This window comes from Pseudomonas asturiensis (assembly GCF_900143095.1).
Lineage (GTDB): Bacteria > Pseudomonadota > Gammaproteobacteria > Pseudomonadales > Pseudomonadaceae > Aquipseudomonas > Aquipseudomonas asturiensis.
In genome coordinates this window covers 219,364-244,482 of sequence record NZ_FRDA01000001.1, presented here as the reverse complement: position 1 = coordinate 244,482, position 25,119 = coordinate 219,364, and the positions used below count along the sequence as shown (strand labels likewise).

The 25,119-nt window shown below is 59.4% G+C and carries 26 protein-coding genes; 17 read left to right on the top strand and 9 right to left on the bottom strand.

Annotated elements, in window-relative coordinates:
* Nucleotides 1-129 precede the first annotated feature (129 nt).
* The 8 genes from BUB69_RS01285 to BUB69_RS01250 all read left to right on the top strand — a co-directional run bounded on the left by BUB69_RS01285 (nucleotide 130) and on the right by BUB69_RS01250 (nucleotide 6,742).
* Nucleotides 130-408, top strand: a complete 279-nt coding sequence (locus BUB69_RS01285) for a hypothetical protein (protein ID WP_073161915.1) — start codon at nucleotides 130-132, stop codon at nucleotides 406-408.
* Nucleotides 409-530: 122 nt separating this feature from the next.
* Complete coding sequence (locus BUB69_RS01280) at nucleotides 531-872, top strand: FKBP-type peptidyl-prolyl cis-trans isomerase (RefSeq protein ID WP_073161914.1); 342 nt, start codon at nucleotides 531-533, stop codon at nucleotides 870-872.
* Nucleotides 873-1,105: 233 nt separating this feature from the next.
* A complete protein-coding gene (locus BUB69_RS01275; protein WP_084537020.1) occupies nucleotides 1,106-1,375 on the top strand; it encodes a hypothetical protein in 270 nt (89 codons plus the stop codon).
* A 159-nt stretch (nucleotides 1,376-1,534) separates the two neighbouring features.
* Nucleotides 1,535-1,762: a hypothetical protein gene (locus BUB69_RS01270; protein WP_073161913.1), complete on the top strand. Its 228-nt coding sequence runs from the start codon at nucleotides 1,535-1,537 to the stop codon at nucleotides 1,760-1,762.
* A gap of 59 nt (nucleotides 1,763-1,821) precedes the next feature.
* Nucleotides 1,822-2,520 (top strand): YoaK family protein, encoded by a 699-nt coding sequence (locus BUB69_RS01265; RefSeq protein ID WP_141121801.1) that lies wholly within the window; start codon nucleotides 1,822-1,824, stop codon nucleotides 2,518-2,520.
* A gap of 90 nt (nucleotides 2,521-2,610) precedes the next feature.
* Nucleotides 2,611-3,573, top strand: coding sequence for a class I SAM-dependent methyltransferase (locus BUB69_RS01260; RefSeq protein ID WP_073161911.1), 963 nt, complete (start codon nucleotides 2,611-2,613; stop codon nucleotides 3,571-3,573).
* A gap of 277 nt (nucleotides 3,574-3,850) precedes the next feature.
* Complete coding sequence (locus BUB69_RS01255; RefSeq protein ID WP_073161910.1) at nucleotides 3,851-5,473, top strand: methyl-accepting chemotaxis protein; 1,623 nt, start codon at nucleotides 3,851-3,853, stop codon at nucleotides 5,471-5,473.
* Between the two features lie 69 nt (nucleotides 5,474-5,542).
* The gene (locus tag BUB69_RS01250; RefSeq protein WP_073161909.1) at nucleotides 5,543-6,742 is read left to right on the top strand and encodes a cyclic di-GMP phosphodiesterase; all 1,200 of its coding nucleotides are present in this window, start codon (nucleotides 5,543-5,545) and stop codon (nucleotides 6,740-6,742) included.
* 21 nt (nucleotides 6,743-6,763) lie between these two features.
* Here BUB69_RS01250 and BUB69_RS01245 read toward each other — a convergent pair whose 3' ends face one another.
* The gene (locus tag BUB69_RS01245) at nucleotides 6,764-7,603 is read right to left on the bottom strand and encodes an IclR family transcriptional regulator (protein ID WP_073162235.1); all 840 of its coding nucleotides are present in this window, start codon (nucleotides 7,601-7,603) and stop codon (nucleotides 6,764-6,766) included.
* Nucleotides 7,604-7,843: 240 nt separating this feature from the next.
* Between BUB69_RS01245 and BUB69_RS01240 the strand changes: the two genes are divergently transcribed.
* From BUB69_RS01240 to moaA, 9 genes are all read left to right on the top strand, one after another.
* Nucleotides 7,844-8,872: an ABC transporter ATP-binding protein gene (locus BUB69_RS01240; RefSeq protein ID WP_073161908.1), complete on the top strand. Its 1,029-nt coding sequence runs from the start codon at nucleotides 7,844-7,846 to the stop codon at nucleotides 8,870-8,872.
* Nucleotides 8,869-9,741, top strand: a complete 873-nt coding sequence (locus tag BUB69_RS01235) for an ABC transporter permease (RefSeq protein ID WP_073161907.1) — start codon at nucleotides 8,869-8,871, stop codon at nucleotides 9,739-9,741. The genes BUB69_RS01240 and BUB69_RS01235 overlap by 4 nt, the downstream gene beginning before the upstream one ends.
* 3 nt (nucleotides 9,742-9,744) lie before the next feature.
* Nucleotides 9,745-10,539 carry an ABC transporter permease gene (locus BUB69_RS01230; RefSeq protein ID WP_024685662.1) on the top strand — a complete coding sequence of 265 codons (795 nt, stop codon included), beginning with the start codon at nucleotides 9,745-9,747 and terminating at the stop codon, nucleotides 10,537-10,539.
* A 21-nt stretch (nucleotides 10,540-10,560) separates the two neighbouring features.
* Nucleotides 10,561-10,869: a (2Fe-2S)-binding protein gene (locus BUB69_RS01225; protein ID WP_073161906.1), complete on the top strand. Its 309-nt coding sequence runs from the start codon at nucleotides 10,561-10,563 to the stop codon at nucleotides 10,867-10,869.
* Nucleotides 10,866-12,227, top strand: coding sequence for an FAD/NAD(P)-dependent oxidoreductase (locus BUB69_RS01220; RefSeq protein WP_073161905.1), 1,362 nt, complete (start codon nucleotides 10,866-10,868; stop codon nucleotides 12,225-12,227). The genes BUB69_RS01225 and BUB69_RS01220 overlap by 4 nt, the downstream gene beginning before the upstream one ends.
* A complete protein-coding gene (locus BUB69_RS01215) occupies nucleotides 12,224-13,441 on the top strand; it encodes an NAD(P)/FAD-dependent oxidoreductase (RefSeq protein WP_073161904.1) in 1,218 nt (405 codons plus the stop codon). Before BUB69_RS01220 ends, BUB69_RS01215 begins: the two co-directional genes overlap by 4 nt.
* The gene (locus BUB69_RS01210) at nucleotides 13,438-14,490 is read left to right on the top strand and encodes an ABC transporter substrate-binding protein (protein ID WP_073161903.1); all 1,053 of its coding nucleotides are present in this window, start codon (nucleotides 13,438-13,440) and stop codon (nucleotides 14,488-14,490) included. The genes BUB69_RS01215 and BUB69_RS01210 overlap by 4 nt, the downstream gene beginning before the upstream one ends.
* A 391-nt stretch (nucleotides 14,491-14,881) precedes the next feature.
* Nucleotides 14,882-16,234: a cation:proton antiporter gene (locus tag BUB69_RS01205; protein WP_073161902.1), complete on the top strand. Its 1,353-nt coding sequence runs from the start codon at nucleotides 14,882-14,884 to the stop codon at nucleotides 16,232-16,234.
* A gap of 224 nt (nucleotides 16,235-16,458) precedes the next feature.
* The gene (gene moaA / locus BUB69_RS01200; protein WP_073161901.1) at nucleotides 16,459-17,457 is read left to right on the top strand and encodes a GTP 3',8-cyclase MoaA; all 999 of its coding nucleotides are present in this window, start codon (nucleotides 16,459-16,461) and stop codon (nucleotides 17,455-17,457) included.
* Between the two features lie 13 nt (nucleotides 17,458-17,470).
* On the opposite strand, the gene BUB69_RS01195 is transcribed toward moaA, so the two are convergent.
* The 8 genes from BUB69_RS01195 to BUB69_RS01160 all read right to left on the bottom strand — a co-directional run bounded on the left by BUB69_RS01195 (nucleotide 17,471) and on the right by BUB69_RS01160 (nucleotide 24,998).
* Complete coding sequence (locus BUB69_RS01195; RefSeq protein ID WP_073161900.1) at nucleotides 17,471-18,010, bottom strand: DUF3833 domain-containing protein; 540 nt, start codon at nucleotides 18,008-18,010, stop codon at nucleotides 17,471-17,473.
* A 17-nt stretch (nucleotides 18,011-18,027) separates the two neighbouring features.
* A complete protein-coding gene (locus BUB69_RS01190) occupies nucleotides 18,028-18,546 on the bottom strand; it encodes a chalcone isomerase family protein (protein ID WP_073161899.1) in 519 nt (172 codons plus the stop codon).
* A 537-nt stretch (nucleotides 18,547-19,083) separates the two neighbouring features.
* Nucleotides 19,084-19,401, bottom strand: a complete 318-nt coding sequence (locus BUB69_RS01185) for a hypothetical protein (RefSeq protein ID WP_073161898.1) — start codon at nucleotides 19,399-19,401, stop codon at nucleotides 19,084-19,086.
* Nucleotides 19,402-19,929: 528 nt separating this feature from the next.
* Nucleotides 19,930-20,559: an isochorismate family cysteine hydrolase YcaC gene (ycaC, locus tag BUB69_RS01180; protein WP_073161897.1), complete on the bottom strand. Its 630-nt coding sequence runs from the start codon at nucleotides 20,557-20,559 to the stop codon at nucleotides 19,930-19,932.
* A 71-nt stretch (nucleotides 20,560-20,630) separates the two neighbouring features.
* On the bottom strand, nucleotides 20,631-22,469 hold the full coding sequence (locus BUB69_RS01175) for an amidohydrolase (protein ID WP_073162234.1): 1,839 nt from the start codon (nucleotides 22,467-22,469) through the stop codon (nucleotides 20,631-20,633).
* A 145-nt stretch (nucleotides 22,470-22,614) separates the two neighbouring features.
* Entirely contained in the window at nucleotides 22,615-23,241 is a 627-nt protein-coding gene (locus BUB69_RS01170) for an antibiotic biosynthesis monooxygenase (protein WP_073161896.1), read from the bottom strand.
* Nucleotides 23,242-23,377: 136 nt separating this feature from the next.
* Nucleotides 23,378-24,304 (bottom strand): LysR substrate-binding domain-containing protein, encoded by a 927-nt coding sequence (locus BUB69_RS01165; protein ID WP_073161895.1) that lies wholly within the window; start codon nucleotides 24,302-24,304, stop codon nucleotides 23,378-23,380.
* 175 nt (nucleotides 24,305-24,479) lie between these two features.
* Nucleotides 24,480-24,998, bottom strand: coding sequence for a DUF4823 domain-containing protein (locus tag BUB69_RS01160; RefSeq protein WP_084537019.1), 519 nt, complete (start codon nucleotides 24,996-24,998; stop codon nucleotides 24,480-24,482).
* Nucleotides 24,999-25,119: the final 121 nt, after the last annotated feature.

Sequence of the window (25,119 nt, the reverse complement as noted above, 5' to 3'; positions counted from 1 at the left end):
TGACACTTGACCAGAATCATAAAAAGAAAGCCCGTCATAGACGGGCTTTTTTCGTTTTCAGCTTTTGTATCAGACGCTCACCGTAGCGTCCCGGTCGAACCGTTTTCTGACATTTGAGGATCATTCCCCATGCTGCGTATTGTTGTTGTCCACCTGTTCCAATGGTTCAAACGTCTGTCTTCCGGCCTGCTGTCTCGCGGTTCGCACAGCAGCGACTCGCGCGACTTCACCCGTGAAAATGACGAGGGCCGCTGGACCTTCGTTTCGGTCGTCATCATCCTGACCCTGAGCCTCTACTGCCTGGCCGGTCTGGGTTACTACGCGAAGGTCAACGTCTGGGACGGCTTTACTCAGGAACAGAAAGAAAATATCGCTCAGGCCATGGTGGTCAGCTCGCAGAATCTTTGAGCGTCCATGACTGACAGACCGAACGGGGAAGCCAGCGCTTCCCCGTTTGCGTTTCTGTTCGCTTGTCAGGGGTCGCCATTTCTGCGAGAAAGCACCCCGCACTTTCAATAGAAGGCCAGCCGATGAGCAATGAATTACAGATCACTGACCTGCACCTTGGCGATGGCAAGGCCGTGGTCAAGGGTGCCTTGATCACCACCCATTACACCGGAACGCTGCAAGATGGCACGGTATTCGATTCCTCGCATGAGCGCGGCAAGCCTTTCCAGTGCGTGATCGGCACCGGGCGGGTCATCAAGGGCTGGGATCAGGGCTTGATGGGCATGAAAGTAGGCGGACGGCGCAAACTGTTCGTGCCGGCTCATCTGGCGTATGGCGACCGGAGCATGGGCGCCCACATTCAGCCGGGTTCCGATTTGAGCTTTGAGATAGAGCTGTTGGAAGTCCTGACCCGCGACGATTGAAGGTGCTTCAGGCCTTGATAATCGGAGCACTGCTGCCAGACCGCTCATCGTCCGGCACTGATTGCGGGTTCAACGCCGGACCTTTTGATGCAAGCATCCCTGTTCGTGGACGTCGCAGATGAGCGAGCAGTCGTCCTGACCGGAAACGATCCCGGGTTTCGCAAGGAAACCCGCGGCAAGGGGCTGCTACGCTGAACAGCCGCCAGCCCCTTCGGATCAAAAGGGAGCTCAGCATGATTGACGACACGTTCAAAGACCTCACTGGCCTGACATGGAATCAGGCCGTCACGCGAACCAACGCCTTGTTCTTCGAAGCGGACGCGCTCAATGAGCGTGCTTACTCACTGCTGCGCAGAGACACGCTGTCACCGCAGCTATGGGCCGACTTTTCTGCGACCCGTAAAGAGGCGGACGAGCGCTACGCGCAGGCACGCCTGGAGTGGCTCAGGATCAAACGCATTCTGAGTTCCGTCGAACGCGCCACGCATGGTTCCCGGATCTAGCACAACCCATGGAACAGGCCCGGGCTGTGTCAGTACGGGCTCAATCCTTGCACTTTTTGTTCAGGTACACCTGCACAACTCGCGATGCCGGATTGCTTGTGCTGACAGAAAAAGCCATGCTCGGGGTATGGAATTCAACGATTGCTTACAGGACACCTCATGGCGCTCAACAAGTCGACCCAAGAGCTGAAAAAGCACCTCAAGGGCACGGCCACCAACCTTGAAAACACCGCAGAAGAAATTCTCAAACTCGCCTCTCAGATGAAAGACGTCGACGTCACCTCGATTCTGCAGATGGTCAATCGCCTTTACAGCGATGCCGATCAGCTCAAGGCCTATGCCGACGAGGTCAAGGCCAAGAGGATTGTGCGCGCGAAGCCGCTGTGAACGCCTGACTCCCGCTTCGGGACGGTCTATTCGACTTAGCGCTTCAGAGCGAGCGATCAATGCCATCAGCCCACACCCCCGCCAGGATTCGATACCTGGCCTTACAGAGACGCCGCGACCGGATCGGCATGACACTGGCCGCCAGTCTTTCGGTGTTGGCAGGCATGACCGACGCTATCGGTTTCATGGCGACGGGTGACTTTGTCTCGTTCATGAGCGGCAACACCACTCGGCTCGCGGTAGCGATGGGCGAAGGCGATCTGAACACGACCGCTCGCCTGACCCTGGCCATCGTGGTCTTCATCGCAGGCAACGTGCTGGGCGTTGTTCTTGCACGACTGGGCAAGCATCGCGCCCTGCCGTTGCTACTCAGTGTGGCGACCCTGCTGTGCGCGGCCGCCGCCTGGCCGATGGAAAAGAATCTGCTGGCACTGGTCTGGGCGATCCTGGCCATGGGCATGCTCAATGCCGCTGTTGAACAGGTCAACGGCCAGTCTGTCGGCCTGACCTACGTAACCGGCGCACTGTCCCGGTTCGGGCGCGGCCTGGGGCGCTGGTTGCTGGGTGAACGCAAGCACGGCTGGCAGACTCAGTTGATTCCCTGGATCGGCATGTTTCTGGGTGCGGTCATCGGCGCGCTCATCGAACGTCAGTTGGGCTTGAGCGCGTTGTTGATCAGCGGTGCCCTCGCTGCAGTGCTGGGGGTCGTATCGCTGGCCATTCCTCATCAGTGGCAGCGCTCTTATATGCCACGCTGACAGAACACGCTCACCACCGCCCGATCACACGCGTTCGCATCGACGCAAATAGGTTTACCATACGCGCCTTTTTCCTGACCGACCCTGCTCATGAATTCCGAAGCGCTCGCCACCCTGCAACAGCACCTGCTCGATGCCTTGAGCAATGTCCCGACCGAAACCCGCCGGCTGTTTCATGGCCGTGGCCGCGTATGGCCAGGGCTGGAACAGATCACGGTCGACTGGATGCAAGGCGTGGTGCTGGTGTCGCTGTTCAAGCAACCGCAGGAATCCGAACTGGCGGACCTGCAACGGCTGCTGATGGAACTGATCGAAACGCCACAATGGCAGCACAGCGGCGCACACACCCTGTTGTTGCAACATCGCTATCTGCCACAAAGCACGACCCAGTGGCTGACCGGCGAACATATTGACGAGTGGGTCATCAGCGAAAATGGACTTCGCTACAAGGTCGATTTCGGCAAGAAGCAGAACAGCGGCCTGTTTCTCGACATGCGTTACGGTCGTGAATGGGTGCAGGCACAGGCCGGAGGCAAGCGCATTCTCAATCTGTTCGCCTACACCTGCGGCTTTTCAGTTGCCGCCATTGCCGGTGGTGCCGACCACGTGGTGAATCTGGACATGGCCCGCGGGGCACTCAATCGCGGGCGCGAAAACCATCGTCTCAACGGGCATGACTTAAGCCGCGTGACCTTTCTGGGCCACGACCTGTTCAAATCCTGGGCCAAGGTGACACGCTCCGGTCCTTACGACCTGATCATCGTCGACCCGCCCTCTTTCCAGAGAGGCAGCTTCATGCTCGACAAGGATTACCAGCGCGTCCTGCGGCGCCTGCCGGAATTGCTAGAGGAAGACGGCATGGTGCTGGCTTGCATGAACGATCCGGCGCTTGGCGCTGATTTTCTGATCAGGCACACGGCAACCGAAGCGCCCTGCCTGCGCTACGCGCAGCGTCTGGACAACCCGCCCGAGTTCCCGGACGCCCATGCAGAGGGTGGACTTAAGGCGCTGATCTTCAAGGCCGAAGGCTTGAGCCGTTCCGGTTGGGCCTGAGCGCAAGATGATCGATTCAATGCCAGACAACAGTATTGAATCGATCGTTTAAAACAACTGAAAACTGGCGTCAATACTTCAACTTATATACGCAAGCAACCCAAACAAAAAGTCGGACTATTCGTGAATAGCCCGACACTACAGTGCGTCCACTTAACTTTAATAAATATTTATCCGCCCCCTATAGTTTTTTATGTACACGCCGCTAAAGTGATATCAGTCACGCCATAAGTTACAGCCCCAATGCCGTGGAGTGACGAAATAAGGGGATCCAACAATGACAATAAGAAGCATCGGTATACACCTCAGGGCGCTCCTCAGTTTCGGCATTGTCTGCCTTCTGCTTGCAGGCCTTGGCGGGGTTGCACTGAACAAGATGAACGGCATTCACGACTCGGTCGTCCAGCTACAACACGACTGGCTGCCCAGTGTCAGGCAGGCTGGTCGTATCGAGTCCGCGGGTCTGGTGTACCGGCTCGACGCCCGACGCTTCGTCATGGATGAAGACCGGCAGTCAGCCGAGTCCGTCAACAAATTGAACGGCCTCAAAAAGAACTTGCTGCAGGCCACCGACACTTACGCAGCGATGGTCTCCAGTCCCGAAGAAGAACAGGCTTATAGAAAAGTCAAGAACGACGCGCAAGCGTACATTGGCAAGATTGATGAGCTGGTCGAACTGAGTAAAGTCAAATCCAACAGCGAATTATTCGCGTTCATTCGTGACACCACCAGCCCGCAAGCGAAGGCATTGCAAAGTTCTATCGAAACGCTGATCGAAGTGAATATGAAAGGCGCCGAACAGTCGGGCCAAGTCGCGGATCAGGAATTTAAAAGCGGCCTGACGATGACCATCGCATTCATCGTGGCGGCCGTCGTCATCACCCTGATTGTGGCCACGCTCTTTATTCGCAGCATTACCCTGCCCGTAAAAGCCCTGCTGGCGTCCACTCAAAAAATTGCTGAAGGTGACTTGCGTACCACCGTTGCCATCAACGGCCGCGATGAACTGACCGAGCTGCAAACGGCAACGGCGGCCATGCAGGCGAGTCTCAAGACCACCCTTCAGCACATCTCCGAGTCGTCCGGTCAGTTGGCGTCTGCCGCCGAGGAAATGAGCGCCATTACCCAAGACTCCACACGCGGCATTCAGCGCCAGACGATGGAAACCGAACAGGCCGCCACGGCGGTCAATCAGATGACTGCAGCCATCGAGGAAGTCGCACGAAATGCAGTCGCGGCATCGGCTTCTACCCAGACTTCCGAGCGCTCTGCGCAAACCGGTCAGGACTGCGTGAGCCAGACGATTGGCGCACTCGAAAAACTCAGTGCTACGGTCGATCGTACCGGCACTGAGGTGGAGGGCCTGGCCCATCAGGCGCAAAGCATCGCCAAGGTCGTGGACGTCATCCGTGCCATTGCCGAACAGACCAACCTGCTGGCACTCAACGCAGCCATCGAGGCGGCCCGTGCCGGCGAGCAGGGTCGCGGTTTTGCCGTGGTGGCAGACGAAGTCCGGGCGCTGGCCCATCGCACCCAGACCTCGACTCAGGAAATCGAGCAGATGATTCAGAGCATTCAGAAGAATTCGACCGAAGCCGTCCAGTCGATGAAACAGAGTAACGAAGAAACCGATGCCACATTGTTGATAGCCCAGCAGGCCGGTGTGGCGATCAAGGAAATCACCACGTCGATCACCCAGATCAACGAGCGCAACATGATGATTGCCACGGCCTCGGAACAGCAAGCCCACGTTGCACGGTCGGTGGATGAAAATCTGGTGAGCATTCGTGATCTTTCCGTAATCAGTTCCTCCGCCGCCAGCCAGACCTCGACGGCCAGTCAGGAGCTGTCCAGGCTTGCCGTGGATCTGAATCGACTGGTGTCCAGATTTTCTGTTTGACCGGCGGGTCGGAACACTCAGGGAACGACGGTTCTGCCCATCCCTATCCCGTCATGATGGGTGGTTTCTGTGCTGAAACGTATTCCAATGGCCGAGCTTCGCCTCGGCATGTACGTCCATGAATTGTGCGATCTGCAGGCGCAGCAGCATTTTCTGAGCAAGAGCTTTCTGCTCAGGCACGAAGGCGATCTGCAGCGCATCCGTGAGACCGGCGTCGGTTGGCTGTCGATAGACCTGAGCCGCAGCTTGCTGCTCGCACCCGAGCAAACGGCGCACCCGCGACCCCAGGTGCCGCAAGGGCCTGTGCCACTGTCGGAAGAAGTCCAGAGTGCGCTTGCATTGTGCCGCCGCGCCAAAGCCGTGGTGACGCGCCTGATCACTGACGTGCGCATGGGCCGGATTGCCGAGCTTGATGCGATCCGCGATCTGGTCACCGAGGTCTCGGACTCACTGTCCCGCCATCCGGACGCCTTGCTGGGCATGGCGCGCCTGAAGGGTGCGGACGAGTACACGTACCTGCATTCTCTAGCGGTATGCGCCCTGATGATTGGCCTGGCCCGTCAACTGGCGTTGCCCGACAAGCTGGTCAGTGAGGCCGGCATGGCGGGTCTGCTGCTGGACATCGGCAAACTCGACATACCCAAAGCCATTCTGGGCAAAACGGGCACATTGAGTGAAGAAGAACTGGCCGTCATACGCAGCCATCCTGCCAACGGTGTCAGGCTGTTGGGCCTCAATAATCAGTTCAGTGAGCGGATACTCGATGTCTGTCTGCATCACCACGAACGTTACGATGGCTCCGGCTACCCGGATAAACTGGCGGGCTCGCAGATCAGCCTGTTTGCCCGCATGGGTGCGATCTGCGATGTGTATGACGCAATGACCTCAGAGCGCCCGCACCAGCCCGGCCAGGGCCCGGCCGAGTCGATCGGCAGGATGGCCGGGTGGGTCGGGGCGTTCGACGAGAAGGTCTTTCATGCCTTCGTCAAATGTGTCGGCATCTATCCGGTCGGTTCACTGGTTCGCCTGCAAAGCGGCAACCTCGGCGTCGTTGTGGAGCAGAACCCGACTTCCCTGCTCACGCCCAAGGTCAAGGTGTTCTACTCGGCGCTGCGCAAAGTCCCTATCGAGCAGAGGCTGATCGACCTGTCGATGGCCGACGAACCTGAGCGGATCGTCGGCCGCGAGTGCGCAAAACACTGGGGTTTCAAGCATCTTGACGCGCTATGGACGGGACTGCCGGCGCAACAGACGTCGCGCAGTGGATAACCACCCGGCCCTTTTTTCGGGCTACTCCACCTGCCCGAACACCTGACTTGGTCGTCTCAGGGACGGGTCGAACGGATTGATCCGGGCACTGACTGCCGTTGCCTCACGCTTGAGCAATTCTACGACGGTCAGCAGACGATCCGGGCCCAGACGGTCGCTGATGGTCGCCACGCTGAGCGCCGCCACCGCACGGCCATTGCGGTCCAGGATCGGTACCGCAAGACCAGCCATGCCAGGCAATGCGCCCGTGTTACGCGCTGCATAACCGAGACGCCTCACGTTCTCGACTTCCGAGCGCAGAAAGACTTCGTCATACAGATGGAAGTCCTTGAGTCTGGGCAGGTTGTAGGCGATCACCGTTTCGCGCTCGTCTTCGGGCAGGAAGGCGAGAATCGCCAGACTGCCCTGCCCCACCCCCAAAGCAACGCGTCCGCCGATATCGCCGGTAAAGGTGCGAATCGGATACGGCCCCTCACTGCGATCCAGACAGATCGCGTCAAAGCCACTGCGCGCCAGCAAAAACAGTGAATCCCCAAGCGATGCGGACAGGCGCAACAGGCTGGGCCTGACCAGATCGCGCAGATTGCCTGTGTTGCCTGCCTTGGCGGCCAACGCGAAGAACTCGATGCTCAGTCGATAGCGTTTGCTGAGCAGGTCCTGCTCGACCATGCCCTCGTCCATCAGGCTACGCAGCAGACGATGTGTGGTGGGCTGAGACAGACCGACGCGCTGCGCCAGTTGAGTGACCCGCTCGCCGCCTTCGTCGCATTCGCCCAGACAACGCAGTACCGCGAACAGCCGCGAGACGGCACCGACGCCGACATCCTTCGGCTCACTATTCCGATCAGTGGAATCTTGTATGCCATTAATCACATTGAATTCCACCTGATGAATTAATACGAAAAAAGATGTTGCTCAGTGAAATTGCCCATTGAGTGCATCCTAGCCTTCGTCCTACTCTCAGTCCACAGGGGCGATTTGAACAATCACCGGTAGCCGACCCAGATCGAGCACCAACGTCCATAGCTGCATGACTTCACTTCGCATCTGCCCATGACAAACGCGTGCCCCGGCGCGCATGTATAGAAGGTGGAAGCAGGCATGGCATTTCTGCAGCTCGAAGGTCTCTCCAAACGCTACGGCTCGATAGACGCCGTTGTCGCGACCAACCTGAACGTGGACAAGGGCGAGTTCGTCTCGCTGCTGGGCCCGTCCGGTTGCGGTAAAACCACCACCTTGCAGATGATCGCAGGCTTCGTCGACGTCAGTGACGGACGCATCGTGCTCGACGGGCGCGACATTACTCACGCCAAACCCAGCAGCCGTGGCCTGGGCGTGGTCTTTCAGAGTTACGCGCTGTTCCCCCACATGACGGTCGCCGACAACGTCGCGTTCGGCCTGCGCATGCGCAAGGTGCCAACTGCCGAGCTCCAGAGCAGGGTCAGCAAGGTCCTCAAGCTGGTGCGCCTTGATCAACACGCCGAGCGCTACCCGCGTGAATTGTCAGGAGGACAGCGTCAGCGTGTGGCGCTGGCACGAGCGCTGGTGATCGAGCCGCCGGTGCTGCTGCTCGACGAACCGCTGTCCAACCTGGACGCCAACCTGCGCGAAGAAATGCAATTCGAGATTCGCCGTATTCAGAACGAAGTGCGCATCACCACGCTGATGGTCACTCATGACCAGGCCGAAGCGTTGTCGATCAGTGACCGGGTGGTCGTCATGCAGGCCGGGCGTATCACCCAGATCGATGAACCCTACACACTCTACGAGCACCCGCGCACGCGCTTCATTTCCGGTTTCGTGGGCAAGGCCAACCTGTTGCAGGGCGATCTGGACGGCAGCGGCGTACCGCAACTACGCCAGTTGCCGGGCGAAGGGGCGTTAACCCTCAGCCTGCGGCCGGAAAAGATTGATCTGGTTGCGCCGGGCTGCGGGCGTCTGTCAGGGCGCGTCGTCACCCGTTATTTTCTCGGCAGCCAATGGCTGTACAGCATTCAGACCGGCGTCGGTGAATTGACCGTCGTGCGCCGTAATGACGGTCAGGCGCCACTGGAAAAAGGTGCGGCGGTCGGCCTGGACTGGTCGTCCGAGCTGCTGCGCGTGCTGGACGCCGGCGAGGTAAGCGCATGAGCCTGCTGACCCAGATGCGTCAGGGCGGGCGCGGTTACTGGCTGTCAGCGCCTGCGCTGGCGCTTTACATAGGCTTGCTGGTATTGCCACTGGGCCTGACGCTGCTGTTGTCGTTCAACGTGTTCGACTATCAGGTGGGCGTCAAAAGCGACAGCTACACGCTGGACAACTACGGCGCGGTACTCACCGACAGCTACTTCTACGAGATCTTTCTGCGCACCTTCTGGATCAGCGCGCTCGTAACCCTGCTCTGCGTGGTAATCGGTGTGCCCGAGGCCTACATCCTGAGCCGCATGGGCACGCCGTGGCGTTCGATCTTTCTGATTCTGATCCTCACCCCGCTGCTGATCTCAGTGGTGGTCCGGGCGTTTGGCTGGAGCCTGTTGCTGGGCGCAGACGGGCTGATCAATCAGGGCATCCAGGCCATGGGCGGACGCCCTGTCAAGCTGCTGTATACGCCGTTCGCGGTGATCATCGCGCTGGTCCACGTCATGTTGCCGTTCATGATCATTCCGGTCTGGACTTCGCTGCAGAAGCTTGACCCGACGGCAGAGCAGGCCGCGCTGTCGCTGGGCGCCAGTCAGGCCAAAGTGATGCGCCTGATCGTGTTGCCGCAGGTCATGCCCGGCGTGCTGTCCGGTTCGCTGATCGTCTTTGGTCTCGCCGCCAGCTCGTTCGCCATTCCCGGCCTGCTCGGCGGCAGACGCCTGAAAATGGTCGCAACGGTGATCTACGACCAGTACCTGTCGGAACTCAACTGGCCGATGGGTGCGACGCTGGCCGTGGCGCTGTTACTGGTGAACCTGCTGGTGATGCTGTCGTGGAACCGCATGATCGAAGGCCGCTACAAGAAATCCCTGGGGGAATGATTCATGTCCAAGAACGGTCCTCTGGCCCTGTCGTTTCATGCGTTGGTCGTGGTGTTCATGATGGCGCCGCTGGTGGTCGTCTGCCTGGTGGCGTTCACCCCGGAAAACACCCTGAGCCTGCCCACCACAGACTTCTCATTGCGTTGGTTCAAGGCGGTGTTCGAACGGGCGGACTTCATCGACTCGTTCTATAACAGCCTGATACTGGCCTTTATCTCGGCCACGCTGGCGACCCTGATTGCAGTGCCCGCAGCCCTGGCAATCACCCGGCACACTTTTCCGGGACGCAACTTTTTCAACGCCCTGTTTCTGTCACCGATCATCATTCCGCACCTGGTGCTGGGGGTCGCGATGCTGCGCCTGTTCGCCCTGATGGGCGTCAACGGCAGCTTCACGTGGCTGATCTTCGCTCACGTGCTGGTGATCACGCCTTACGTATTACGGCTGGTGCTGGCGGCGGCCATCGGTATTGATCGCAGTGCCGAACACGCTGCCGAATCGCTCGGTGCCAGCCGCTTCACGCTGTTTCGCCAGATCACCCTGCCGATGATTCTGCCCGGTGTTGCGGGCGGCTGGCTGCTGGCGTTCATCAACAGTTTCGACGAGGTGACCTTGTCGATCTTCGTCACCTCCCCCGCCACACAGACCCTGCCGGTGCGCATGTACGTCTACGCCACCGAATCCATCGACCCGATGATGGCGGCCGTGTCGGCGCTGGTCATCGCACTTACGGCGGCCACCATGATCCTGCTCGACCGGGTCTATGGGCTGGACCGCGTGCTGGTTGGCAAACACTGATTACGGGGCTGGAGCATATTAATGGCACTGCTTAAACGACTCGCCGAACAGGAACGTCCGGCTTTGCGCTTCACGCTTGATGGACAGCCAGCCACGGGCCTGCTCGGCGATACATTGCTGACAGCGGTACTCACGGCCAGTGATCACTTGCGCGGCAGCGACTTCAGCGCCGAGCCGCGTGCAGGCTTCTGCATGATGGGTGCGTGCCAGGATTGCTGGGTTCGTCTGGGCGATGGTCAGCGGGTGCGTGCCTGCTCGACGCTTCTGGAGGCTGGCCAGACGGTCAGCCGCGAAGCGGGACGGCGTTTTTCCGAGGAACCGCAATCGTGAGCAACGAGAAGGTGGTGATCATCGGCGCCGGGCCGGCAGGCATCCGGGCTGCGCAGACGCTCCTGGCTCATGGCATCAAGGCGTGTCTGATCGACGAGGGCCTGCGTGGCGGTGGACAGATCTACCGTCGCCAGCCTGAAAACTTCAAGCGCTTGCCAAACGACCTCTACGGCTTCGAAGCGAACAAGGCCGTGGCCGTCCATCAGACGCTGGATGCATTGACCAGCCGCATCGACTATCGGCCCCGCACGCTGGTCTGGAACGCTGAAGCAGGACGCCTCGACACCTTGCAGGATGGCCGTTGCGGGCATGTCGATTACACGCACCTGGTCGTGGCCACAGGCGCGACCGACCGGATTCTGCCTGTACCCGGGTGGACCCTGCCGGGCGCTTACAGCCTGGGCGCAGCGCAGATCTCGCTGAAATATCAGGGCTGCGCCATTGGTGAGCGCGTGGTGTTCTGTGGCAGCGGGCCGTTGTTGTATCTGGTCGCCTATCAATATGCCAAGGCCGGTGCCAAGGTATTGGCCGTACTGGACAGCGCACCGTTTTCCGCACAGTGCCGCGCCCTTCCCGCCCTGCTTCGCCAGCCCGCGACCCTTGCCAAGGGCCTGTATTACCGCGCCTGGCTGACAGCGCATGGCATCCCGGTGCATCAAGGTGCGCACTTGACGCGTATCGACGGTGAGCAACGGGTCGCGGGCGTAAACTGGACGCGCAATGGTCAGAGCCACCATCTGGACTGCGACGCCGTGGCCTTCGCCCATGCACTGCGCAGCGAAACCCAACTCGCCGATCTGATCGGCTGCGCCTTCGACTGGAGTCCTCTGAACCGCGCCTGGCTGCCGGTTCGCGACGAGGCCGGGCGTAGCAGCGTGGCGCAGGTGTATCTGGCGGGCGACGGTGCCGGAATCATGGGGGCCGATGCGGCTGAAATGGCTGGCGAACTGGCCGCGTTGAGCCTGCTGCAAGACTGCGCCCTTCAGGTGGATGAGCATCGTGTCGACAGCCTGAACGCACAGCTCAAGCGCATCGAGCGCTTTCGTCACGGACTGGAAACCGCTTTCCCGTTCCCGGACGACTGGGCGACTCTCGTGCCCGACGAAACGCTGATCTGCCGCTGCGAGGAAGTCAGTGCAGGCGATATCCGCCGCACGGTGCAGGACGGCCATTGGGAAATGAATCGCGTCAAAGCCATGTGCCGGGTCGGCATGGGACGCTGTCAGGGCCGGATGTGCGGTCTGGCCGCGGCCGAGCTGGTCGCCTGTGAGAGCGGTCGCCCGGTGCAGCAGGTCGGTCGTCTGCGCGGGCAATCGCCAATCAAGCCGATTCCATTCGGCCTGGAGGCGCAGCCATGAGTACGCTGATCGAAACCGACGCGCTGATCATCGGCGGCGGCATTGTCGGAGCCTCGGCGGCGCTGGTGCTGGCACGCAAAGGTAAGCGCGTGGCGTTGCTGGAACGCGATTTCTGCGGCTCACACTCCAGCGGCGTGAACTACGGCGGCGTTCGACGTCAGGGTCGTCCACTTTCGCAGTTGCCACTGTCTCAACGTGCGCATCAGATCTGGGGCAGCCTGCCAGACCTGATCGGCATTGATGGCGAATACCAGCGCTCCGGGCATCTGAAACTGGCTCGCAGTGATCAGGATATGGATGCGCTGCGAGCGTATGCGCAGGCCAGCCAGGGCTTCGGGCTGGACTTGCAGTTGCTGGATCGGGCTCAACTGCGCGCACGGTTTCCCTGGGCCGGCGATGTCGCGGTCGGGGCCTCGCTGTGCGCCGATGACGGACACGCCAACCCGCGTCTGGTGTCGCCCGCCTTTGCGCGCGCTGCACGTCTGGCTGGCGCTCAGGTCTTCGAGCAGGCGCAGGTGACGCAGGTCAGCCATGACGGACATGCTTTCATCGTCGAAACCCTTAACGGCTTGAAACTGCGCGCGCCATGGCTACTCAACTGCGCGGGTGCCTGGGCCGGGCAACTGGCGGCGCAGTTCAACGAACCGGTGCCCATGTATTCCGGGCACCCGGCCATGCTGGTGACCGAGCCATTGCCGATGTTCATGGACGTCAGCACGGGCGTGGAAGGCGGCGGCATTTACGCGCGCCAGGTGGCACGAGGCAACTGCGTACTGGGCGGCGGTCAGGGCTTTGCGCTCGATCCGGCGCGTGCGCGACCGGGTCAGGCTGCCGTGCTCGACATTCTGCGCAACGCCGTCGAACTGTACCCGCCGCTCAAAGGCGCTCAGGCCATCCGCACCTGGAGCGGCACCGAAGGCTATCTGCCGGATCGTGAGCCAGTGCTTGGCCCCAGCCTGACGCAACCAGGCCTGCTGCACGGCTTCGGTTTTGCAGGAGCCGGATTCCAGATCGGTCCGGCGGCGGGCGAAGCGCTGGCCGAGTGGGTCTGCGCCGGTCGGTCGTCGATACCGCTGGACGCGTTTTCAGTCGGCCGATTCCGGTCCGAACAACCCGATTTGCTCACAGACTCAAACCTGATCGCCACACCCCGCACTGTCCCTGAACCCGTTTCGAACGTCATCCCATTGCACAGAGGAAGGTCGCCTTTATGAACATTGCCAAACGTGTCGCCCTAACCGGTCTGTCTTGCCTGCCCCTGGCGGCTTTGCTCACGTCCATGCCCGCCAGTGCCGAGACCACACTCTATCTGGGCATGAACGGCGGAACGATGGAACGCCTGTACGCCGATCAGGTGCTGCCCGCCTTCGAGAAGGCCAACAACGTGAAAGTTGTCATCGTGCCCGGCACATCGGCCGATATCCTGGCCAAGGTTCAGGCCAGCAAGGACAACCCGCAGATGCACGTCATGTTTCTCGACGACGGCATCATGTATCGAGCGATTTCCATGGGCCTGTGCGACAGCCTGCAGCCCAGTGCGGCGCTGAGCGATCTGCCGGCCAAGGCAAAGATCAAGGAACAGGCAGCAGCCGTCAGCCTTGGCGTCACGGGGCTGGCTTACAACACGCGCATGTTCAAGGAAAAAGGCTGGGCTGCTCCCACCTCCTGGATGGACCTGGCGGACAAGCGCTTTAAGGACAAGGTGGTGTTTCAGTCGCTGGCCTCGTCGACCTTCGGCCTGCATGGCTTTTTGATGTTCAACCGCATTCAGGGCGGCAGCGAGAAGGATGTCGAGCCAGGCTTCAAGGCGTGGCCGAAAACCGTCGGCCCGAACGTGCTGGAATACATCGCAAGCTCGGCGAAGATTTCCGAGATGGTGCAGACCGACGAAGCCGCGCTGTTCCCGCTGACACCGACTCAGGTGACCGCCTTGAAGATCAAGGGCGTGCCGGTGGAATACGCCGCACCCAAGGAAGGTGCGGTGGTCTTGAACGTGGCCGAATGCACCATTGCCAACAATACCCAGCCTGAGCTGGCACAAAAGCTCGCGGCTTATCTGCTGACACCTGAAGCACAGGCCCCGGCGCTGGAATTCGGTGATCAGATTCCGTCCAACCCGAAAACCCCGACCACTGACAAGACCCGCAGTCAGGTCGAGGCGATGAACAGGTATCTGGAAACCGCTGTGACCATCGATTGGGATCAGGTGAACCAGATTCGTCCGGAGTGGAACGCCCGCTGGAGTCGCAGTATCGAGCGATAGTCTCGACTGACGCAGCATGATGAGCCGGCCGCGACACTGATCGTGCCGGCGCTCTACGCTCAGCGTTATACACAAGCCCGCAGGACGCGCAAAACGGGGCCTAAACGAGGGTGTCTAGCTGAATGCATACCCCGTGGGAGGCGGCTTGCCGGCGATGGCGTCAGTTCAGTCGCTGATGTTTCGCTTCAGAAAAAGCATCGCCGGCAAGCCGCCTCCCACAGTTCGTTGGTTGCAGCAAGACTTGTGTAGAACGATGGGCGCGGCACACAAGAACGATCAGCGAGCAGCACGCTCATCTATTCGTTAACAAATTATTTCAACTTATTTCCCCTAACGGCAGTCCCAAGGTAACGCCCTCTTTTCAAGGCGCTTTCACGGCGACTTCCCCATTATGAGTTTCATCATTTGCATGAGCGTGCTCGGCGCGCTGTTGATGCTGTTGGCATTGACGTCTTCCTACCTTCGCTGGATGCCGGTCACCACGTCGGCGTTGTGCCTGGCTTTTGGCTTCGGCATCGGCCCGATGGGGCTGGGTGTACTGGATCTGGACTTCAAGGAGTCCTATGAATGGCTTGAACGCCTGACCGAAGCCGCGGTGCTGTTTTCGTTGTTCAGCACCGGCATCAAGTTGCGCCTGCCGCTGCACTGCAAGGCCTGGCATGCAGCCTATTGGCTGGCAGGGCCGGTAATGCTGGCATCGATTGCAGGCGTGTCCATCGCCGCCCACTACCTGTTCGGCCTGACGTGGGGAATCGCATTGCTGCTGGGCGCTGTGCTTTCGCCGACAGATCCGGTGCTCGCGGGAATGGTGCAAGTGAACAACGCACAGGATCAGGACCGTCTGCGCTTCGGCCTGTCCGGTGAAGCCGGGCTGAACGACGGAACAGCGTTCCCCTTCGTGATTTTCGCGCTGCTGTACCTGAGTTCTGGAGAGACCACCACAGACTGGCTGCAGTTGTGGTTTCTCAAGCATCTGATCTGGGCGGTGCCTGCCGGTCTGCTGATTGGTTACGGCATGGGCCGGGGCGTCGGGCATCTGATGATTTTCCTGCGTATCCGAAATGCCGACAGCACCTCCTCGCCCAACGACTATCTGGCGCTGGCGCTGATCGCGCTGTCCTACGTCGTGGCGCAAAGCGTAGATGCCTTCGGGTTTCTATCGGTGTTCGCAGCAGGCGTCGGTCTGCGTCAGGCGGAAGCACGCGTCACCCGCTCAGAAGTGCCTTCTGAACACGTTGCGCAGCCCGTGCTCGGCCACATGACCGGTTCGCTTGAAAAAGGCACCGTGGCCGAAGCCGAAGAGCTGAGCGATTCGCAACTGGCCGCCGGGGTCATGATGGGCGACATGTTGGCGTTTGGCAGCCTGGTCGAGCGGGCAATGGAAGTGCTGCTGATCACACTGCTGGGCGCAGCGTTGGCAGTTTATTGGGACTGGCGCGCCATCGGTCTGGGGCTGGCGCTGTTCTGCGTCATTCGGCCAGTGAGCGTGTGGTTTCTGATCAGCAAACGGCTGCTCAACAATAGCCAGAAAGCGCTGGTGGGCTGGTTCGGCATACGCGGTATCGGCAGCCTGTATTACCTGTGTTTTGCGCTGTCCCATGGGCTGTCTGACGACGTCGGTCATCTGGTGATTGGCATGAACTTGTCAGTCGTCGCGCTGAGCATTCTGCTGCATGGCATCAGTATCCAGCCGCTGCTGGAGCGCTATGAACGCAGTTCCCGGGCCAATACGGCTCCAGAATAACGGCAGAGAGTGCTGCCATAGAGCAACTCGATGAGACCATTGGAACAAGCGATTGGACTGCGGCATTTCGACTCGGTAGCGTGGATGGCATGAAGCCAGTGCAATCGTCGTGACCTGTCGCTACTATGGGTCTGCACTATGATCCTGAATAAATCAAACTCCTTCAGTGCGTTGGCGTCCAAATCGGGCAACCCATTCATTGATCGATCACGTAAGAAGGTGAAATGTCAGAACCCGTCCTGATGGACCGCTTTGCCCGCAAAGTCGACTATCTGCGCATGTCGGTAACCGACCGGTGCGATTTCCGCTGCGTGTATTGCATGGCCGAAGAGATGACGTTTCTGCCTCGTCAACAGATTCTTTCGCTTGAAGAAATCCTGCAGGTTGCCGAACGCTTCGTGGCGCTGGGAACGCGCAAGATACGCCTGACCGGTGGCGAGCCGCTGGTGCGCGCCGGTGTCGTGGGCCTGTGTGAGCGAATCGCCGCCCTGCCCGGCCTTCGTGAACTGTGCATGACGACCAATGGCTCGCAGCTGGACAAGCTGGCTGGTCCGCTGTTCAACGCAGGCGTCACGCGCCTGAACATCAGCCTCGACAGCCTGGACCCGGCCCGTTTTCGTGAATTGACCCGCACCGGCGACCTGAACAAGGTCATCGCCGGTATCGACGCCGCCAACGCAGCAGGTTTCACTCACACCAAGCTCAACTGCGTGGTGATGCAGGGCCGTAACGATCATGAGGTCAACGACCTGCTGGCTTTCGCGATTGATCGCAATCTGGATGTGTCGTTCATCGAAGAAATGCCGCTGGGCATCATCAGCGAGCACAGCCGCGCTGAATCGTTCTGCTCCAGTGATCAGGTTCGCGAGCGCATTGCAGAGCGCTATACGCTCGTGCCGTCCACCGACTCCACGCAAGGCCCGTCACGTTACTGGCGGCTGGCTGAAGCGCCCGGGATTCGCATCGGTTTTATCTCGCCGCACAGTCACAACTTCTGCAGCACCTGCAACCGGGTTCGCCTGACGGTGGAGGGTCGCTTGCTGCTGTGCCTGGGCAATGAGCACTCGGTAGACCTCAAGGCTGTACTGCGAGCCAACCCCGGTCAGCCGCACAAACTGGAAAAGGCGATCATCGACGCCATGCAGATCAAGCCCTGGAGCCACAACTTCACCCACGATGATGGTGTGCAGGTGGTGCGCTTCATGAACATGACCGGCGGCTAACGCCGGTTCATCGCTATTTAGCGACGTCCTGTTTGCGGAAAAACAAGGTGACCTGCCCGACCTCGACACCCAGTTTGGTCATGGATGAACGGTTGGCCATGGTCTGCTTGTCGATCAGGTACATCCAGTCGTCCAGGCTGACGTCATACTCGGTGCCGTCCACCGGCAGTCTCAGCACATAACGCCAGTGAAAGCTGTTGCCTGAGACCTCTCCCGCGGCCACGCCGACCACATCACCGGCTGTGCCCGTCCAGCGCCCCGGTCCGTCCGGACGCAAGCGCCATTCGCGAACCTGCTGGGTGCCGTCGCTGTAGCTGAACGCCTCATGCATCACCAGCACTTCGCCCTCGCTGTGGCCGTTGATGATCACGTGAAAGCGTTTGGTCACTTCGCCCGAGCGTTTCTGAAACATGCCCCAGGCTTCAACGCGGCCGCTGAAGTATTCACGAAGGTCGAGCTTCGGCGTTTCCTGGCTGTAATGGCTGACGGGGACGCCGCCACAGCCCGCGAGAAGCGATCCGAGACAGAGCGCTAACAACCACTTTCTGAGCATGAGCCCTCCATGAATTTTCAAGATTCTGCCTTGCCCAGCAGACGTTCCCTGAGCTCCGGATTACGGGTTTTCGGGTCGAGCCAGATGAGAAAGAATGCCTTGGCGAAGGCGCTATCAGGCACGACATGCTGCAGTTTCTCACCTACATAAAACCGCGCTTCGCGTCCTGGGACATAAACACCGGTGATTTTCATGCCCGGCTGCACGTCGACAAATGACTGCTCCATCTGCCGACGCCACGCCGTGAGTTGTTCGGCGGTGACAGCAGAGCCGGAGATACGCTTGATTTCATCGATGCTGGCATCGACCAGATCTTCCCGGTCGATGGCCCGGTGATAGGTGAGTTCAAGCGCCATTGGCGCATCGACCACGAAGGGTTTCGCAGGACTGAGCAGCCTGGCTGAATAGATTCGAAATCCGAACAAGGTCAGTTCGCCGGAGCCAACGACCTGCGCATCAGGCAGGGCTTCACGCCAGTTGGCCTGAGCACCACCGCTGATCAGCAGCAGGACCAACAACCATCTCGGCGCAACCATTGTCAGCCTCTGGCAGATCCCGTCGATATGGGCACCGACGGGTGTAAATGAGGTGAGTCAGCGGTGTGGTCTATACCGGAACCGGCAAAAACAGCGCCATACGCGCTGACTCATGGCTAAAAATCTATACCAGTCAAATCGCTTTGTACAACAATACGACAATCTTTTTTTCAATTTTGAAACAGTCCGTTATCAAAACCGATACACAGACTCCAATGAGTGCACCGCTTTAAGAGATTTAATGCGCAGCCAGTCATCAGACAGCAGGCGACTTTAAACGAGACCTGGGCTGGCAACGGTCAATATCGATAAACGTCGATAATGAACAACACACGCACTCAGACAGCATAGACGCACTGTTTAAAGTCGCTACCCCTGGGTACTTAATCATGTATAACAAAACGACTTATTAAAACAAAACGACTTATTAAAAAGGCGCGATCGTAAAAAGTCTGCCTGCATGTTTGACATGGAGGCAGACTGTCGTGACAGGCAACAAAACGTTATTGAAACATACGCACTAACGCCTCGACCGTATCAAGCGACTCGACTGTGTGCTTGACGGCGACTGTTATGCCATTCGGTCTTGAGCGCCTGCAGGGTACTTTCCATGTAGGCACGATCAGCGGCCGCCTTCTTGCCAACGTAGCCCAGGCCCCGGCGGAACATGCCCAGCGCGGCGCGCAGCTCAGGGTGAGCCTCGCGGAACTCATCGTCCTGCGTGTGCGGTGTCATGGGGTCTACATGAACTTCGCCGGAATCGGCAATCCATGCAATATGGTTATCAAGCGTGTCTTTGCGGGCGGCAAACAGACGAGCCAGTTCATCAATATTCGGCTGCTGGTTCATGTTCATGTTGATGCTCCTTCGCTCGTAAGCAGTTCAATGGTTGATACATCAAGTTCATGTGCCAGACGATTCAGCACGAAACACGATGTCGTGTTCGTCGAATACAGATCCAGCCCTCAAGGAAGTGCAGGTAGCCTTGATGCAAAGCCACTACATGGCAGCGTCATCGAAGAGAGAAGAAGTCGCGAAACTCAAAAGCCTGATGATCATTGATTGATCAGCCACAAGCATCATGAGGACGTTTCGCCAGCTTCTCGCCCGTATCGACGATCATGCCAGGTCAGCTTCATCAATCTGCCTTGTGGGCAGCCTACATCCGGGAACATCTCGACGGCTTGCCGAGCCTGTTCAATACATCTTTGCGGCGCTCCCGATCAGGGAGACAGCTGCATAATGCAAAAGGAAACCGGGGGCGTCAATCATTATGTAGTGATATTTTTCAGGCACTACATAATTGTCCGACAAGAACAGAAAAATGGCTCAGTGACCGTTTGGTCACTGAGCCATTGATGCGCGGGGGTTATGGATGAGGGTTTAGCGAGCGGTAAAAGCGCTGTAGCTGTTCATCAGGTTGCGGTAGTTCGGAATACGCTGCGACAGCAGGTTCGCCAGGCCTTCCATGTCGTTGCGCCAGTCAATCTGCAGCTCGCAGGCCACCGAGAACCAGTTGACCAGTTGCGCACCCGCCGCGCTCATACGCGCCCAGGCCGCTTTCTGGACAGTCTCGTTGAACGTGCCGGAGGCATCGGTTACCACAAATACTTCGAAACCTTCAGCCAGTGCGCACAGGGTCGGGAATGCAACACAAACGTCCGTCACCACACCGGCGATGATCAACTGCTTGCGCCCAGTCTTCTTGACCGCTGCGACGAATTCCTCGTTGTCCCATGCATTGATCTGGCCGGGGCGCGGAATGTAAGGCGCGTCGGGGAACATTTCCTTGAGTTCAGGCACCAGCGGACCATTGGGACCGTTCTCAAAACTGGTGGTCAGGATGGTCGGCAGACCAAAGAACTTGGCCAGGTCGCCCAATGCCAGCACGTTGTTCTTGAACTCATTGGGGGAAAAATCCTGCACCAGCGAAATCAGGCCGGTCTGATGATCGACCAGCAGAACCACGGCGTCGTCTTTGTTCAAACGGTTGTAAGGGGTTGCAGTGCTCATGATTGACTCCTATTAGGGTTGTCGCTAATGGCACGGGGCGCTACGGCCCCGTGCAGTCCTGGGTAATGTGATCAGAAGGCGAAGCAGGAACAGCCGAAAGCGCCCCAGAAGCCCTGGAAATCGCTGACCGGGGCATTGGAAAGCCGCGCCCGTTCATGGCTGTGGACGTGCACGGCGCAAGGGCCGCTGCACTGATGTACCTGGGCGAGCATCGGTGAGGTGGGACGCCAATGGCCTGGAACCCTGGCCACCGGCGACCAGTCCGGCAGTACCGGCGGGCTGGGTGGCGCCAGGGTTTCGAAGTCGCCGCTGCCGTACACAACCTTGCCGTCGACGACCGTCAGCACCGACTCGATCCACTTGATGGCTTCAGGCTCGACGCTGAAGTAGTCCGCCGAAAGCGCCACGACATCCGCCAGTTGCCCGACCTTGATCTGGCCTTTCTTGCCCTGCTCGGACGAGAACCAGGCGCTGCCATGGGTGAAGAGTTCCAGCGCGGTCTCGCGTGGCAGTCCTTCGGGATAGAGTTCCAGACCGCCAACCGTGCGCCCGCTGACCATCCAGTAAAGCGAGGTCCAGGGGTTGTAGCTGGACACTCGCGTGGCGTCGGTACCTGCGCCCACCGGCACGCCTTCGGATAACATGCGCTTGATCGGCGGCGTCATCTCGGCGGCCTTGGCGCCATAACGCTCCACGAAATACTCACCCTGAAACGCCATACGGTCCTGGATCGCAATCCCGCCGCCCAACGCACGAACGCGCTCGATATTCTTCGGCGTGATGGTTTCGCAGTGATCGAAGAACCACGGCAGGCCATTGAACGGAATGTCGCGATTGACCTTCTCGAACACGTCCAGCATGCGGCTGATGGATTCGTCGTAGGTGGCATGCAGGCGGAACGGCCAGCGATGCTCGACCAGGTGACGGACGACAGGCTCCAGATCGCCTTCCATGCCAGTCGGCAGATCCGGACGAGGTTCGAGGAAATCCTCGAAGTCGGCGGCCGAGAAGGTCAACATCTCCCCTGCCCCGTTGTGCCGCAGAAAGTCATCACCCTGATGCAGCGTGACGGTGCTGGTCCAGTTCTTGAAGTCCGCCAGCTCTTCCTTGGGCTTCTGGGTAAACAGGTTGTAGGCGATGCGCACGGTCAGCTGTTTTTCCCGGGCCAACTGTTCGATCACCGCGTAATCATCGGGGTAGTTCTGGAAGCCGCCACCGGCGTCGATGGCACTGGTCAGGCCCAGGCGGTTGAGTTCGCGCATGAACTGCCGCGTCGAGTTGACCTGATATTCCAACGGCAGCTTCGGCCCCTTGGCCAACGTCGAATACAGAATCATCGCGTTGGGCTTGGCCACCAGCATGCCGGTCGGGTTGCCCTGCGAATCACGAACGATCTCGCCGCCCGGCGGGTTCGGTGTGTCACGGGTATAGCCTGCCACGCGCAAAGCGGCACGGTTGAGCAAGGCGCGGTCATACAAGTGCAGCACGAACACCGGCGTGTCAGGTGCGGCCTGATTGAGCTCTTCCAGGGTCGGCATGCGTTTTTCGGCAAACTGAAATTCGTTCCAGCCGCCCACTACACGCACCCATTGCGGGGTCGGCGTGCGATCAGCCTGATCCTTGAGCATGCGCAGTGCGTCGGCCAGCGAAGGCACACCCTCCCAGCGCAATTCGAGGTTGTAGTTCAGACCCCCACGAATCAGGTGCAGGTGAGAGTCATTGAGACCCGGAATCACCGTGCGCTGCTTGAGGTCGATCACCTGTGTCGCACTGCCGCGCAAGGCCATGACGTCTGCATCACTGCCCACCGCGACAAACCGGCCACCGCTGATCGCCACAGCGCTGGCCTTGGGCTTTTCGCGGTCAACCGTATGGAATTGACCATTGAACAGAATCAGTTCGGCATTCATCGCTACACCTTTGGCGGAAGATTGAGAGGCACCGGCCAGGCCGGAGAAAGACAGAGAAGGCAGGATCGCCGCAGCCGCGCTCAGCAGTGAGCTCTTGGCAAGGAAGCGGCGTCGTTGCAGATCGGTTTTGTCATCTGTCATCGGATCACCCTCCCTGTGGTTTTTTCGCGGACGCGTTCAGCCATGGCGCCATCAGACGCGTTGCGGCAGGCATCATCAGGTAGACCACCAGCAGAACGATGGTCACGGTCACCAGCGCGGTGCTGACGAAGTAGCTGGACAGCCAGGGGACACGGGCAAAAATCGGCCCCCAGAACAGGGGAACGAACAACGTCAGGGGCAGGATGACCATGAACGAGACGCACGCCTGCTTCCAGCGTGGCGGCGGACTGCCTTCTTCGCTGTTCGGCGTGAACCAGAATTCATTGTGCGGGTTGACCAGGGTCTGATCGCCATCGGCAAGCATAGGCTCTGCTTCCTGCACCAGCTTTTTGCGCTCATCGGAGTCCAGCCAGTCCTGCATGGCCTGCGTCGAATGAAAGCGCAGCACGCTGGTGAACATCTGCAAACCGCCTTCTTTCGCGCGGATCACATCCACGCCCAGATGGCCGGGCTTGCCGCTGGCAATGGTCACGATGCGACGCAACCAGCTCTCGTAGGCGCTTTCCTGCCCGGTCTTGACCCGATGCTTGATGACCAGGGTGACGACTTCATTGAAGACCGCACTGCCGATAACATGAGCTTCGGTGTCGAGACGAACGGAATCGGACATGACCAGTGGCTCCAGTGACGTGAAGTAAATATCAGGTCCTGGCCAGTCGAATCTGTACGGCTCAGGATGTCGACGATACTGCCGTCAAACCAGCGTCAGAAATTGAACGTATGTGCTGTCTTTGTTTTTGCCTGCCTTACTGCAGCGTCTTGATGTCCAGCGGACCGGACATGTGCTCGGCAATCCGGCCACGCAACCAGCGCTCGGCAGGATCGTTGTCGTGCACTCCGCTCCAGACCATCGACAACTCGGCGGGCACGATCGGAAACGGCGGCTCCTCGGCACGCAACTGACAGCCTTCGATCAGCGCACACGCTGCGTAATCCGGCACCGTGGCGATCAACTCGGTGCCTGCCAGCAGCGCCCGCAAGCCATTGAACTGGGGGACCGCCAACACGACCTTGCGTGCCCGTCCGACGCGCGCGAGGTCCAGATCGATATTGCCGCTCAGATCGCCGGAGAACGACACCATCGCGTGCTGCCGCTCGCAGTACTCGTCCAGCGTCAGCGGCTCTGGTCGCGCGTCGCCCCGGATCACCTTGCAACCGATGTCGCGCAACTTCTTGCGCTTGGCATTGGCCGGCAGATCGACGGTGTAACTGACCCCGACCGATATCTCTCCAGAGGCTAGCAGTGCAGGCAGCAACAGGTAGTTGGCCCGACGAATCACCACAATGATGCCCGGCGCCTCCTCACGCAGACGCGAGAGCAACGGCGGCAGCAAACCGAACTCCGCATCGTCAGACAGGCCGATGCGAAACACATCGCTGCTGGTCGAGGGGGCAAACTCCTTGGCCCGACTCACCGCCCCGGAAATGGTGTCCAGAGCAGGCCGAATCTCCTTGAGAATCGCCAGCGCACGAACCGTAGGCTCCATCGCCCGCCCGTTGCGCAGCAGCAACTGGTCATCAAACAAATCACGCAACCGACCCAGCGCCGCACTGACCGCAGGCTGGCCGATGAACAGTTTTTCTGCCACACGCGTGAGATTGCGCTCGAACATCAACGCTTCGAAAATCACCAGCAAATTGAGGTCGACGCGGCGCAGGTCGTTGCGATTCATGAGAGAGATTCCATGGCTGATGATCAAGGTGCCTGCGAGGCGAGGCTTTGACGTCAGTAGGCACGAATGTGGGACGGGAGGATTGTATAGGTGTGCTGAGTGAATTCCCGTCGGGTCTTCAACGAATCGCTGTATCGCAGCAATTACCCGACCTTGAGAGGCTGTTTGCCAGTGATCAGAAAAAAAGCGAATCCACAAACTCTGCAACAGGCTCAGGCAACAAATCCTGCGGATGATCGCCTCCCAGCGTCGAAAGCCCGCTCTTGCCCGTGATGATCCCGGAGCTGATCACATCACCCGACGCCACCTGCACCACGTCGAACTTGATCTCAACCCTGTCGGGAATCATCGACCACTCCGTTGCACGGTCTTCCCAGTGCAGGATTTTGGGAAAGATCAGAACGTCCTGGCCAAGGCTCTGCGCCTGTTCGATGGCGTCCTGAAAGTTATCGGTCACGCCGCCTACGCGTACCCAACGGGAGTGTTTGCTGACAGCGCTGGAAAGGATGCTGGACGTGTTACGACCCGAGCCGCGATAGACGTGGTCGCCATACTCGCCGTCAGCAGGGATCGAGATGTAAATCCTGTCGGTTTTGGCAATTCGGGCAGAGCCGTTCTGCAAGGGGGACCATTGATGAGAGTCGGCACAGCCGGACAACGCGGCGATCAGGGCAAGACAGAGGGGAACACGCATGATGGACATCCTTGTGCGGCTTACATGGCAATTCGACATCAGATAGTACCGCAAAGCCGTATCACGCTCGCCAATGAATGTTGCGCATCAAGCGACCACTGGATTGGGCAACCCTTCCCCT